The organism is Ensifer sp. Root278 (assembly GCF_001429285.1).
GTDB lineage: Bacteria > Pseudomonadota > Alphaproteobacteria > Rhizobiales > Rhizobiaceae > Ensifer.
Map to the genome: position 1 here is coordinate 34850 of NZ_LMJJ01000006.1, position 13710 is coordinate 48559.

Genomic DNA, 13710 nt, shown 5'->3' on the forward strand with positions numbered 1-13710 from the left:
GACCGCTGTCTTTCGCTAGACAGCGGTCTTTTTCCTTAGTTCTGAACGATCAGGCAGCCGCCGGATCGAGCACGCCCATGTCGATGTCGGTCAGTTCGACGCGACGTTCGAGCGCAAGGCCCGCCTCGTCGAACAGGTGGCAATCCGCAACCTTGATACCGGTCTGGATCGTCTCTTCCGGCCGGATCGCGGCCGTTCCCGGCAACATGGCGCAGAAGTTTTCGCCCTCGCCGCCGATCGCCGCATAGGCGACCGTATGGGCGCCGAGGCGTTCGATAACCGTTGGCGTGACCTTGAGGGTCAGGTCTCCGGAGCCCAGCGTGATATGCTCCGGCCGAACACCAAGCGTCAGTGTCCGCCCGGCAAGGCCGCTCTGCGGGTTGACGGGAATGACCACCGTCTGCCCCTTGTAGTCGACCTCGACACCGGCGTCGCTGATACCTTTGCAGGTGACCGGCAGGAAGTTCATCTTCGGATTGCCGATGAAGCCGGCAACGAAGGTATTGGCTGGCTTATGATAGAGCTCGAGCGGGGCGCCCGTCTGGGCGATCTGCCCGGCATTGAGGACGACGATCCGGTCCGCCATCGTCATCGCCTCGACTTGGTCGTGCGTGACGTAGATCATCGTTGCCTGCAATTGCCGGTGCAGTTTCGCCAGTTCGATGCGCATGTCCGCCCGAAGCGCCGCGTCGAGGTTCGAAAGCGGCTCGTCGAAGAGGAAGATCTTCGGCTCGCGCACGATCGCTCGCCCGATCGCGACACGCTGACGCTGGCCTCCGGAAAGCATCCCGGGCTTCTGCTGCAGGCGCTGATCAAGGTGCAGGATGCGTGCTGCATGCTCCACCTTCGCCTTCAGCTTCTCCTCGGCCATCTTTTCCACGCGAAGCGGAAAGGCGATATTCTCGAAGACGGTCATGTGCGGATAGAGCGCGTAGGACTGGAAGACCATGGCGATACCACGCTTGACAGGCGGCAGGTCGTTGACGCGTTTGCCCTCGATCAGGATGTCCCCCGAGCTGGCCTCATCGAGACCGGCTATCATCCTGAGCAAGGTCGACTTGCCGCAACCGGAGGGTCCGACGAAAACGACGAACTCACCGTTCCTGACTTCGAGATCGATGCCTTTCAGCACCTCGAAAGTCCCGTAGAATTTCTGAATCCGATTGAGATTGAGCTGTCCCAAGAAACTGTCTCCGGCCACCGGCGAGAAGCGGCTCATTTATAGCAGAGTTAGGTGGGGCCGCGAACCGATCCCATCGGCGCGCGGCCCCGGTGGCCTTACTTGTACTCTTCGAGGTCCGCGGCCGCCTTCTTCAAGGCGTCGGCCGGCTCGGCCTTGCCGGTCACGACCGACTGGACCATCTCGATGATGACGTTCTGGAAGCCCTTGTAATCGGTGAAGAGCGGTTCCGGACCACCGTAGGTGATGCCGTCGATGAACGGCTTCCAGTAGGGATCCTTCTTGACGAACTCGTCGACCATCGGCGACGGACGCAGCGGCGTCAGGCCGGCGCCGCCCTGCAGCTCATACTCACCCTGCGGCCCCGGCGAGGTGATGAACTTCGCGAATTCGATCGCCTTCTCCTCGACGCCAGAGCCCTTGAAGATCGCCAGGCTGTCGGTGATGAGCAGCGTGCCCTCGCCCTTCGCTTCAGGACCGAGCGGCAGCGGCGCGACGCCCCAGTTGACCTTGGTTTCCTTCAGGCGCGTAGCCGCACCGGAGCCGGCCTGGATCATGCCGACCTTGCCGTCCAGGAAGATGGCGCGAACCTCGTTCTGCTCGTAGGCGGTGGCGCCTTCAACAGAATAGGGGGTGATGTCCTTGTAAGCCTGGAGTGCTGCCAGCACCTGCGGGCTGTCGATGACGACCTTGTCGCCGTCGATCACCTTGCCGTTGTTTGTGTACACCCAATGCATGAACTGGTGCATGGTGTTGTCGAAGGTCTTGGCCGGAAGGCCGTAGCCGGCGATGCCGGTCTTCTCCTTGATCGCCTTGGCGTATTCGATCTCTTCAGCCCAGGTCTTCGGCGGCTTCTCCGGATCGAGACCGGCCTGCTTGAACAGGTCCTTGTTCCAGTAGAGCGCCTTGGTCGAGAACGCGATCGGAACGCCCCACTGGTTGTCGTCGAAGGTTACGGTATCGACGATATTCGGGTAGTAGCTCTTCTTTTCCTCGTCCGTCATCGGGACGGGAACGATGAGCTCGTTCTGCGCGAACTCCTTCAGCGTGCGCGAGCCGACATAGGCCATGGCAACGGGCGTGCCGGCGGCGGCGAGCGTCGTGGCCTTGTCCTGGCACTGGGCCCAGCCGACGACTTCAGGCGTGACCTTCCAGCCCGGGTTCTTCTCTTCCCACTGCTTGATGTATTTCGCGTGGACCGCGTCCATGGTGTCGCCGCAGTAGATCCAGCTGATCTCCTGGTCGGCAGCCTTCGCGGTGACAGCGCCGAGCGCTGTCGACCCGAGCAGGGCCAGGGCGAGTACCCCTGTCTTGAAATGAATAGACACGTTTTATGCTCCCGTTCTCTGGTGGTTGACTTAAGTCTTATTGTTTCACCGCGCCCGCGGTCAGGCCGCTGACGAGATACCGTTGTAGGAGGAAGATCACGACGACAGCCGGCGCGATGCCGACGAAGCTCGCGGCCATGAGCTCGTTCCAGACCACTTCCTGGCGACCGAAATAGGCGAAGAGGCCGACCGGCAGCGGCATGTATTCGCTCTTGGAATTGAAGGTCAGGGCATAGATGAACTGTTGGGCATAGGCGCCGATGAAGGTGGTGATCGCCACCACGGTGATACCGGGCATGGCAATCGGAAGGATCACCCGTCGCAGCGTGTAGAAATGGCTGGCGCCATCGACGAAAGCGGCCTCGTCCAGTTCACGCGGAATGCGCATCATGTAGGTGCGCAAGAGCCAGATCGCCGAGGGGATCAGGAAGGCGACGCCCGGCACGATCATCGCGAGATAGGTGTTGAGCACGCCAAAAGTGCGCATTAGACGGAACAGCGGGATGAGCAGCACTGCGCCCGAGAACATGTTGACGGCGAGGAAGGCACCAAGCAGCAGCCCGGCGCCGCGAAAATTGAAGCGCGCAAAGGCATAGGCCGCGGGGATCACAAGTATCAGCACGATGGCGGTCACGATGGTGGAGATGAAGAAGGAGTTGAAGATGTAGCGGGCAAAGCCGGGCACGCTGACCCACATGGTCGAGTAGGCGGCAAACGAGCCGTTTTGCGGCCAGAAGCGATAGGGCGAGGAGAACAGCAGCCCGAGCGGCTTCAACGACACCAGGAACCCTTCGACGAAGGGCGCCAGAATGAAGCACAGGAAGACGAAGATACCGGCATAGATGCCAAGGAGCTCGTACCAGCGATAGCGGTTGATCATGGCAGGCTGGCTCATTTCTGTTCCCCCGCGGCAAGACGGCTGGTGACCCGGAAATAGGCAAAGCAGAAGATCGACAGGAAGATGCAGATCAGCACGGCGCGCGCGGCGCCTTCACCGTATTTCTTCGACCCGATGGCGGTACGGTAGGTATCGATGATCATCGTGGTGGTCTCACCGTTGGGGCCACCCTGGGTGAGAATCCAGATGATATCGAAGGAATTGAAGGTCGCGATCAGCGACAGCATCGACATCGTGATCAGCGACGGAATCAAGAGCGGCAGGGTGATTCGGCGGAAACGATAGAGGCGCCCTGCTCCGTCGGTCCAGGCAGCTTCATAGAGATCCTGCGGAATCGCCTGCATGGCCGCCAGCATATAGAGCGTCACCAGCGGCACGCCGATCCAAACGTCGGTGATGATCGTCGCCCAGAAGGCGGTGGACCCGTGGGCGAGGAAAGCGATGGGACCATTGGACAGTCCCAAATTCTGCAGCACGCCGGAGATCATGCCGAACTGGCCGTTGTACATCCAGCCCCACATGAAGATGCCGATCGCCATCGGTACGATCCATGGCGGCATGGTGAGCAAGCGGAAGAGCGCACGGCCGGGCACGGCGGCGTTCAGCATCGTCGCGCCGAAGACGCCGATGATCATCTTGATCGAGACCGAGAAGAACGTCCAGATGAAGGTCCGGAAGATGACCTCGGCGAAGGTCTCGTTGAAGATCTTGTCGTAGTTCGCCCAGCCGACCCAGTTGGTCGTCTTCTTCAGCGACGCATCCGTAAACGACAGGATGAAGGTATCGACCAGTGGATAGGCGACGATCACCGTGACGTAGAGGACGGCGGGAAGAAGCAGGATCCAGGCGAAGATGACCGTGCTGCGTTGAACACTCATCCCCACCTCCCCTTACGCAGCGCGCGAATGCAGTGCTTCGTCGAAACGGTCCCAGATGGGCCGGAGATCTATGACGCTCTTCTTGCGCCGCGCCTCGTCCATCGAAAGCGCCAGGATACCCGCTTCAAGCGCATCGAGCGTCGAAACCGGTAGCGGCCGGCCGTCACGAACATGGCCGATGATATCGGTCGCCATCTGCTCGTCGGCACCGTAGTGCTGCGACAGTTCCGTGGCGGCGTATTTGTTTTCGATGACCTTCTTGCCGGTCAGCATCTCGTGAACGTCGAAATAGCCACGGATGAAATCGCCCTCGGCCATGCCGCGCGAGCCCATGATGCAGAAGCGGCGGAATTGGTCCGGCACGTTGAGATTGGTGTGGAAGTTCATGCCGACGCCGTTGGCGTATTCGACGATCGCCACCTGGTAGTCGATTATGTCGCCGTCGCTGTCGAAGACCTTGTCGGAGCCCATCCAGCCGCTCGGCTTGCGATGGAAGAGTTCCAGATCGTTGATGCCTTCGCGGGCCGGATCGTTGGCGGGAATGAAGCTCTTGCGGCCGCCGAAGCTCGCGACCCGTTCCGGCCGCGCGCCGACGACGCCATTGTAGAGATCAAGGTCGTGGCAGCATTTTTCCAGCATGAAACTGCCGGAATAACGCTCGTAGCGGCGCCAGTCGCGCATGAAGAAGGCGCCGTGATAGGGCTCGATATGCTCGGACGCTTCAATCGAGACGACTTGGCCGAGCTTGCCTTCCGCAAGGGCTGCGCGCAGGTCGCGATACATGGGCGCGTAGCGCAGCACCAGACCGACCATCAGGCGCTCATGGCCGAACTTCGCCATCAGCCCCGCGAGTTCCAGGCTCTCCTGGACCGTCGTGACGATCGGCTTCTCGCTGAACACCTTGAGACCGGCTTCGAGACCAATCCGGATATGATCGAGGTGCATGTGGTTTGGCGAGCCGATCATCAAGAGATCGAGCTTCTCGTTGGCGATCAGCTCTTCGGGGGTCGCGTAAGCCTTGCCGGCCGAGATGCCTTTTTCGGTGAGCGTGGACAAACCAGCCGGGTTCGGATCGACGTAGCCGGCGATCTCGAAGTTCTCGTCCATGGCCTTGAAGACATAGCCCAGATAACCCAAACGGAATCCGAGTCCGATGATGCCGACTTTCATGCTCGTCCTGTTCCCCTGCCTTTTGGCGTAATTTATTTTCGCAGACTGGGACAGTTTTTTCAGGCCGTCAACTCAAATCCGCATATTTTGTAAAATTGTGAAATTCATTTTCATACGACAGGCAAATGCCGAGAATGCAGGCATTTCATGGACAACTAAAAAGGGTGCGTGCCCCGCAACTCTACGGCAGGAAGAAAGCGGTCCAGACCACTGCACGTTGCGTGGTTGACTTCTGATCAGTTCAGACGCTTCCGACCAGGCGGTTTCGCCAGTGAAGCAGCCGCAGCAAAGGTCGAGCCAGATAAGGTCGCGGTATCTTGGGATGGTCGCCAACCGTCCCCTGCCGTGCGGTGCGCGCGCTCGGCTCGATCAGGAACGCAACGATCAGCGAACTGCGAGTGGCGCGAAGCTCCAGGGCGTCGTCCGACAGGAATATCCCCTGATCCCCCTCACCGAAGTCGATATCTCCGACCTTTATCGAGCCCGCAAAGAGATAGAAATAGAGGTGCCGCCCCTCCGGCCGCGGAAACGTAGCCTTTGTCTCAGCCTCAAGCCGGATATCGAAAAAGTCGACGCTGTTGCGCACGAAAAATGGTGCTGTGCCACCTTCCGGCCCGACAAGGTGCCTCCATTGATTGACCGGTGCCACTGCAACGGGGCCGTGCTGGATGGCCGGTGGGAGATCGAGACCGTGAGGGCGCACGAGGATCTGGAGCATCCGCAACGGTGGATCACTCGGCAGGGTCTCCTCCGAATGCCAGAAGCTCTTTCCTGCGTTGGGATTTCATCGTTCCGGTGCTCGTGCATGGCGATAAGCCTGCCCGGCTCCAGGATCGACTCGACAACCATTGCCAGAGGGCCGTAGCCGTGATCACGCGGCCGTGGCAGCAGCCAACCGGGCATGTTGAGCCTGGCCTTGAACCCGCCCATATCCCTGACAAGAGGACTTTTGGCGCCGCGGTAGAGCATGGGTCACTCTATCACGCGCCATCGGCATTTGGCACGGCCGGTGAACACTTTCCGGGCTTCCCGCCTTCCGACGGGACCTCACCGGCCCATTCGGGCAGCGAGTTTCCTTTCGGCCGCCTGCAATCCGTCGTGCAGCAGCACCGCAAGCGTCGCGACGATCAGGCCACCCTGAACGACGAAAGCCAGATTGTTCGATTGCAGACCGGCAATGATCACTTCGCCGAGGGTTTTCGCCGCGACCGTTGATCCGATCGTGGCCGTTGCCAGGCTGATGACCACCGAAAGTCGGATGCCGGCAAGGATCACCGGCATCGCCAGCGGCAGCTCTACCTTGAGCAGCCGCTGGCCGCCTGTCATGCCGGCACCGCGCGCCGCCTCCATGACAGATGGCGGCAATGTCGTCAGCCCCGTCAGCGCGTTCTCGAAGATCGGCAGCAGGCCATAGAGAAATAACGCGATCAATGTCGGCTTTTCCCCGAAACCGAAGATGGGAACGGCGAGCGCCAGAACGGCCACCGGCGGAAAGGTTTGGCCGATGTTGACCAGGCTGCGCGACAGCGGCAGGAACTCGGCCCCGGATTCGCGCGTCACCAATATTGCCAAAGCAAGCGCAACCATTGCCGCAGCAGACACCGCGATGGCGACGGTGCGCAGGTGCAATAGAGTAAGCTGCAACAGGCTGCCCTGATTGTAGATCACCGGCGCATTCGCTTGAACCAGCGGTCGCAGCAACGGTTCGAACCATTGCGGTTGCAGCAGGAAGGCGAGCAAAACCAGGAAAACTCCCAAGCGAAAAAGCGTCGATAGTTTCGGCATCAGACTGGCCCGGCTGCCCGTTTCGCCAGCCCTTCGAGACTGACCTTGCCGATGATTGCCCCCGCGGGGTCAGCCACCGGCAGCGCGCTCCGTCCGGACCAGAGGAGTTCGGCAAGCGCCTCCCTTTGGCTAAGCGTGCTCGATATGGCTGTGCCGTCTGCTGACCCTGGTTCGACGGCACTCAAGACCGGCTCGATCGCGAGCAACCGATAAGGCCGTTCGCTGACCCCGATCAGGCTTTCGACGAACGGGGTCGCGGGCTTGATCAGCATTTCGGCGGGCGTCGCATATTGCACCACCTTGCCTTTGTCCATGACGGCGATGCGATCTGCGAGCTGGAAGGCCTCCTCCATGTCATGGGTGACGAGAATGACCGTCGTCTCGAAGTGCTTCTGAATGGCGAGCAGATCATCCTGAGCCTTGGCGCGAATGATCGGATCGAGTGCGCCGAAGGGCTCGTCCATCAGCAGGACTTTCGGTTCGGCAGCCAACGCCCGGGCGACGCCGACACGCTGTTGCTGACCGCCGGAAAGCTCATGCGGAAAGCGTGGACCGAAGTCGGCCGGATCGAGCTGGAACAGTTGGAGAAGCTCGTCCACCTTGGCATCGATGCGCGCGCGTTCCCAACCGAGCAGCGTCGGCACGGTGGCGATGTTCTGCGCGACGGTACGGTGCGGGAACAGGCCGTGGCCCTGGATCGCGTAACCGATACGGCGGCGCAGTTCATAGCCTGGCAGCGAACGGTTGTCCTCACCGTCGAGGCGGATCGTGCCCGAAGTCGGCTCCACCAGCCGGTTGATCATGCGCAGGAGCGTCGTCTTGCCGGAACCCGAGGTGCCGACCACGACGGTGACGGTGCGCGGCGCGATCGTCAGGCTGACGTCGTCGACGACGGCGGTTTCACCATAGCGCTTGGTGATGTTCTTGATCTCGATCATGCAGCCTCTGCCTGCCTGGTGTTGGGTGTGGCCATCTCGATCACCGCGTCGAGCACGATCGCTGCTGCAAAGGCGAGAACCACGGTCGGAACGGCGCCGAGCAGCACGAGATCCATCGCGGTCTGGCCAACGCCCTGAAAGACGAAGACGCCGAAGCCGCCGCCGCCGATGAGGGCAGCGATGGTCGCCAAGCCGATGTTCTGCACGAGCACGATGCGGATGCCGGTGAGGATCACCGGAAAGGCCAGTGGAAATTCGATGCCGACCAGCCGTTGCCAATCGGTCATGCCGATGCCGCGGGCTGCGTCATTCGCATCCCTCGGAACGCCGGCCAGACCGACGACGGTATTGGCAACCACCGGCAGCAGCGAATAGAGGAACAGCGCGACAAAGGCGGGTGCGACACCGATGCCACGGATGCCGATCGTGGCAGCGCCCGGAACGTTCGCGGCGATCCAGCCGAGCGGTGCGATGAGAATGCCGAACAGCGCGATCGACGGGATCGTCTGGATCGCATTCAGGACGCCCAGCAAACCGTCGCGCAATCGGGCGACGCGGTGACACAGTATACCGAGCGGAATGCCGACGATCGTCGCGGCCACAAGCGAGCCGAGCGCCAAGGTCACATGCTTTCGGGCTTCCGCCCAGAAAGTGTCCACCCGGCTCGCATATTCCCTAAGGATCGAGAGACCGTCCCAGGTACCGGAGAGCAAAAGCATCCCGACAAAGGCGAGCACGGCGACAAGCACCACGATGCGCATGAAGGGGGCTGGGCGCAATCGCGTCAGGGCATCGGCTGCCAGCAGCCCGAAAGCAAAGAGCATGACCCAGAAGCCGGAGGCAGGCGATACGCGGGCATAGGTGTTGCCCTCAGGCGTCAGGTGGCTGGCGGCGACGCCAATGCCGAGCGCCAGCACGGCCAGCGCTGCGAAGGCAGCGACAAGGCGCAGAATCGCCGGCGAGCGCATGGCCGCGACGAGCACGCCCACCAAAATCACCAGCAGCACTGCCGCGCTCCAGGGCTGCGGCAGGGACTCGACGATCGTCTTCGCCTCGCCGGCGACGATGCGATTGGCACGAAACGTTGCAAAAGGCGCGATGAAGGCGCCGCCAAGCGCCAAGGCCGCGATGATCGCTCCGAGCTTGTCAAAGCGGAGTTGTCTCAAACCACATTCCCTCCCCGCCTGTGCCGGCGCGACTTCGGCACCTGCAGGCACACCCCGGAACGCCAGCCATCGGACCAGCGTTCCGGTTATCCGTCAACTACTTCAGGAAGCCGTTCTTCTTCAGAAAATCCTCGGCAACCGCCTTGGCCGGTTCGCCGCCGACCTGCACGCGGCCGTTCAGGTCCTGAAGCGTCACCAGATCGAGCTTCTCGAACACCGGCTTCAACAGTTCCTCGATTTGCGGGTTTTCCTTGAGCACAGCCTCGCGAATAATCGGGGTCGGCTGGTAGACTGGCTGGACCGCCTTGTCATCTTCGAGCACGACGAGGCCAGAAGGTGCGATGCCGCCGTCGGTGCCATAAACCATCGCCGCATTGGCGCCGTTCGTCTGGTTGGCAGCAGCCGCAATGGTCGCCGCGGTGTCACCGCCGGAAAGCGTGATCAGCTGATCCTGCTTCAAGGTGAAACCATAGGTCGTCTGGAAGGCCGGGAGAGCGGCGGCCGAATTCACGAACTCAGACGAAGCGGCCAGCACGACCTTGCCGCCACCGGCGACATATTTGCCGAAGTCGCTGAGCGTCTTCAGCTTGTTTTCGTCAGCCACTTCCTTGCGAAGACCGATCGCCCAGGTGTTGTTGGCCGGCGACGGCGTCAGCCAGACGATCTTGTTGGCGTCGTAGTCGAGCTTCTTGGCGGTTTCGTAGCCCTTGGCGGCATCCTTCCACACGGGGTCGTCGGCCTTTTCGAAGAAGAAGGCGGCGTTGCCGGTGTATTCCGGGTAGATGTCGATCTCGCCGGCGGTGATCGCCTTGCGCACGACCGGCGTCGCACCGAGCTGGACGCGGTCTACCGTCTTGATGTTGTTGGCATTGAGCACGGCAAGGATGATGTTGCCGAGCACGCCGCCTTCCGTGTCGATCTTCGAGGAGACGACCACGTCGGCATTCGCCGTGGCAGCGGTCAAAGTGAAAGCAAGGGCAGTTCCGATAAGTAGTGTGGTCAAGCGCATGAGTTTCTCCCTCGAAATTCGCTCCGCAAGTTTGATCACGGAAAGTCCGCCGCGTCGGGGCAAGCCATTCCATATATGTCAGCCCCCGGCAAAAAATAGGGTTGCACGCAGAGACTGTGGCGGACAAAAAATTTCGTCCGCGACTAACGCGATCGAAAGACTAGACTACCGTGGAAGGCGGTGCGTGATTGGCCGTTGCAATCAGGGGCGTTGTCGGCCACTCTGACAGAGGCCCGCCAGAAACATCCGTTTTCACTCTTGGTTGCGATGCCGCTCGACCCGAACCGCTTGGGGGCTGGTGGATTGGGTTCGCCCGGCGAACGTTCGGGGAATTCATGTCGATCTATCTTCTCGCGCTACTCATCGGCGTGGTCGCCGGCCTTCGCACCATGACCGCGCCTGCCGCCGTCAGCATTGGCGCGGCAGCCGGCTGGCTGCCGCTCAACGGCACTTGGGCAGCCTTCATGGGCTTTCGCTTCACGCCCTATATCTTTGGCCTGCTGGCCCTGGTTGAGTTTGTGACCGACCAACTGCCGAGCACGCCGAGCCGGAAGGTTCCGCAGCAATTCGGCGCCCGCATCGTCTCGGGCGGTTTCTGCGGCGCCGTGCTCGGAACGGCCGCAGGTGCTATGCTGGGCGGACTGGTCGCCGGCGTGATCGGTGCCGTCATCGGCACGCTCGGCGGCTACGAAGCCCGCAAGCGCCTCGTCGCGGCCATCGGCGGCAAAGATCTGCCGATCGCGCTTCTTGAGGATGTCGTTGCCGTTCTCCTCGCACTCTGGGTGGTGTCCTCGGTGTCATGACGAAACATTTCGACGCAATCATCATCGGCGCCGGCCAGGCCGGCCCTTCGCTGGCCAGCCGGCTGACATCAGCGAGAAAGACCGTCGCCTTCGTCGAGCGCAAGCACTTCGGCGGCACCTGCGTCAACACCGGCTGCATGCCGACCAAGGCGATGGTTGCGAGCGCCTATGCGGCGCACCTGGCGCGCCGGGGCGCCGACTATGGCGTCACGACCGGGCCGATCACGATCGACTTCGCCCGCGTCATGGCGCGCAAGGACACGGTGCGGTTCAATTCGCGCAAGGGGGTCGAAGGCTGGCTGAAGGGCATGCCGAACATCACCGTCATCGAAGGCCATGCGCGCTTCGAAGGCCCGCACGAAGTGCGCGTCGGCGGTGAGTTGCTGTCGGCCGACCAGATCTTCCTGAACGTTGGCGGACGTGCGGCGACGCCGGACTTCCCTGGCGTCGAGGACGTGCCCTATTTGACCAACGTCTCGATCATGGATCTCGACACCCTGCCCCGCCACCTGATCGTCATCGGCGGCAGCTATATCGGGCTTGAGTTCGCACAGATGTTCCGCCGCTTCGGCTCCGAGGTCACGGTGATCGAGAAGGGCCCACGCCTGATCGGTCGCGAGGATGCGGACGTTTCCGACGCCATTCTCGCGATTCTGGAGAAAGAGGGCATAAACTTCCGCTTGAACGCCGAATGCATCCGCTTCGCCAGGCGCGGCGACGAAGTCGTCGCCGGCGTCGACTGCACCGCCGGCGCACCCGAGATCGTCGGCTCCCACCTGTTGCTTGCCACCGGGCGACGGCCGAATACGGATGATCTCGACCTCGATCGAGCCGGCGTGAAGACCGACGCGCGCGGCTATGTCGAAGTCGACGAAACGCTCAGGACCAATGTCCCGCACATTTTCGCCATGGGCGACTGCAACGGCCGCGGCGCCTTCACCCACACTGCCTATAACGACTTCGAGATCATCGCCGCGAATCTCATCGATGGCGAGGCACGAAAGGTCAGCGACCGGATTGCGACTTACGGCCTCTTCATCGATCCGCCGCTTGGCCGCGCCGGGATGACGGAAACCGAAGCGCGCAAATCAGGACGCAAGTTGCTCATCGGCACGCGACCGATGACCCGCGTCGGCCGCGCCGTCGAGAAGGGCGAGACCGAGGGCTTCATGAAAGTGATCGTGGACGCCGACAGCAAGGAAATCCTCGGCGCCTCGATCCTCGGCACGGGCGGCGACGAAGCGGTGCAGAGCATCCTCGACGTCATGTATGCCGGCAAACCCTACACGACGATCACCCACGCGGTGCACATTCACCCGACGGTGTCGGAGCTTATCCCGACGGTGTTTGGTGACCTGCACCCGGCCACCTGAGCGACCGGACGTTAGCGACCGCCCGGTTAGACGAGCGCTGCCCGCGCGAGATGGTAAAAATACGTAGCGCCGCGTTCGAGGATGTCGTCGTTGAAATCGTAGCGGGTGGTGTGCAATCCACTGCTGTCGCCGTTGCCGATCAGCACATAGGCGCCCGGCACCTTCTCCAGCAGGAAGGAGAAGTCTTCACTGCCCATCAGCGGCTCGGGCAATTCGACATAGGCGTCGGTGCCAAAAGTCTCCGCGATCACCGCACGCGCATCTTCGACGGCATCGGCATCGTTGATCGTCGCGGGATAACCGACCTGCCAGTCGAAAGTCGCCTCAGCGTTGTAGCTCTGCGCCTGAAAGCGGGCAATCTGCTCGACACGTTCCTGGAGTTGCTTGCGCACGGCCGGATCCATCGCACGCATGCTGATTTCCAGCACTGCTGTATCCGGGATGATGTTGGAGGCGGAGCCGGACCAGAACGAACCGACCGTCAGCACCGACGGCTGGTGCGGCGATACATTGCGCGAGACCAGCGTCTGCAGCGCCATCACCACGCTGGAACCGACGACGACCGGGTCAACCGTCAGTTCCGGCTGGGCGCCGTGACCGCCCTTGCCCCTGATCGTTAGCGTCAGTACGTCGATCGATGCAGCCATCGCACCGGCGCGGCTGGAGAACTGGCCGACCGGCAGGCCCGGCCAGTTGTGGAGCGCATAGACCCGCTCACAGGGGAAGCGTTCGAACAGGCCGTCCTCGATCATCAGCTTGCCGCCGCCGAAATTTTCTTCGGCCGGCTGGAAGATCAGGTGCACGGTGCCGTTGAAGCTCTCGTCCTTCGACAGAGCCCAGGCAGCGCCGAGCAGCATGCTGGTGTGACCGTCGTGGCCGCAGGCATGCATCGCGCCCGGATGTTTGCTCTGATAGGCAAGACCGGTTTCCTCCTGCATCGGCAGCGCGTCCATATCGGCACGAAAGCCGACGGCGCGGTTGCTGTTGCCGCGCTTCAGCGTCGCAACGATGCCTGTCGTCGCCAGACCGCGCGTCACTTCGAAGCCCCAGGATTGCAGCAATCCGGCGACGAATTCGGAGGTCTTCACCTCGGATAGGCCGATCTCGGGCATCTCGTGGAGCTTGTGACGGATCCCGACGAGTTCGGGCAGGAACTCAGAAAAATTGGCGTCGCGCATTGGG

Annotated in this window: 12 protein-coding genes and 1 pseudogene; 2 read left to right on the forward strand and 11 right to left on the reverse strand. The window is 61.8% G+C overall.

Features of this window, described 5'->3' with window-relative positions:
• Positions 1-49: 49 nt before the first annotated feature.
• The 10 genes and pseudogenes from ugpC to ASE60_RS07760 form a co-directional block, all read right to left on the reverse strand.
• Positions 50-1183: a sn-glycerol-3-phosphate ABC transporter ATP-binding protein UgpC gene (gene ugpC, locus ASE60_RS07715; protein ID WP_057249164.1), complete on the reverse strand. Its 1134-nt coding sequence runs from the start codon at positions 1181-1183 to the stop codon at positions 50-52.
• A gap of 95 nt (positions 1184-1278) precedes the next feature.
• A complete protein-coding gene (locus ASE60_RS07720; protein WP_057249165.1) occupies positions 1279-2508 on the reverse strand; it encodes an ABC transporter substrate-binding protein in 1230 nt (409 codons plus the stop codon).
• A gap of 37 nt (positions 2509-2545) precedes the next feature.
• Positions 2546-3403 (reverse strand): carbohydrate ABC transporter permease, encoded by an 858-nt coding sequence (locus tag ASE60_RS07725; protein ID WP_057249166.1) that lies wholly within the window; start codon positions 3401-3403, stop codon positions 2546-2548.
• A complete protein-coding gene (locus ASE60_RS07730; protein WP_057249167.1) occupies positions 3400-4284 on the reverse strand; it encodes a sugar ABC transporter permease in 885 nt (294 codons plus the stop codon). Before ASE60_RS07730 ends, ASE60_RS07725 begins: the two co-directional genes overlap by 4 nt.
• Before the next feature lie 12 nt (positions 4285-4296).
• Positions 4297-5454, reverse strand: a complete 1158-nt coding sequence (locus ASE60_RS07735) for a Gfo/Idh/MocA family oxidoreductase (RefSeq protein WP_057249168.1) — start codon at positions 5452-5454, stop codon at positions 4297-4299.
• 310 nt (positions 5455-5764) lie between these two features.
• Positions 5765-6423, reverse strand: a pseudogene (locus tag ASE60_RS07740) (pirin family protein); the annotation flags it as partial.
• Between the two features lie 78 nt (positions 6424-6501).
• On the reverse strand, positions 6502-7239 hold the full coding sequence (locus tag ASE60_RS07745; RefSeq protein WP_057249169.1) for an ABC transporter permease: 738 nt from the start codon (positions 7237-7239) through the stop codon (positions 6502-6504).
• Complete coding sequence (locus tag ASE60_RS07750; protein WP_057249170.1) at positions 7239-8177, reverse strand: ABC transporter ATP-binding protein; 939 nt, start codon at positions 8175-8177, stop codon at positions 7239-7241. Before ASE60_RS07750 ends, ASE60_RS07745 begins: the two co-directional genes overlap by 1 nt.
• Positions 8174-9343, reverse strand: a complete 1170-nt coding sequence (locus tag ASE60_RS07755) for an ABC transporter permease (protein WP_057249171.1) — start codon at positions 9341-9343, stop codon at positions 8174-8176. The genes ASE60_RS07750 and ASE60_RS07755 overlap by 4 nt, the downstream gene beginning before the upstream one ends.
• Before the next feature lie 97 nt (positions 9344-9440).
• Positions 9441-10352, reverse strand: a complete 912-nt coding sequence (locus ASE60_RS07760) for an ABC transporter substrate-binding protein (RefSeq protein ID WP_057249172.1) — start codon at positions 10350-10352, stop codon at positions 9441-9443.
• A gap of 335 nt (positions 10353-10687) precedes the next feature.
• Between ASE60_RS07760 and ASE60_RS07765 the strand changes: the two genes are divergently transcribed.
• Together ASE60_RS07765 and ASE60_RS07770 are read left to right on the forward strand one after the other, a co-directional pair.
• Positions 10688-11155, forward strand: coding sequence for a hypothetical protein (locus tag ASE60_RS07765; RefSeq protein WP_057249173.1), 468 nt, complete (start codon positions 10688-10690; stop codon positions 11153-11155).
• Positions 11152-12528, forward strand: a complete 1377-nt coding sequence (locus ASE60_RS07770; protein WP_057249174.1) for an FAD-containing oxidoreductase — start codon at positions 11152-11154, stop codon at positions 12526-12528. The genes ASE60_RS07765 and ASE60_RS07770 overlap by 4 nt, the downstream gene beginning before the upstream one ends.
• Positions 12529-12554: 26 nt before the next feature.
• Here ASE60_RS07770 and ASE60_RS07775 read toward each other — a convergent pair whose 3' ends face one another.
• A complete protein-coding gene (locus ASE60_RS07775) occupies positions 12555-13706 on the reverse strand; it encodes a M20 aminoacylase family protein (RefSeq protein WP_057249175.1) in 1152 nt (383 codons plus the stop codon).
• Positions 13707-13710 lie beyond the last annotated feature (4 nt).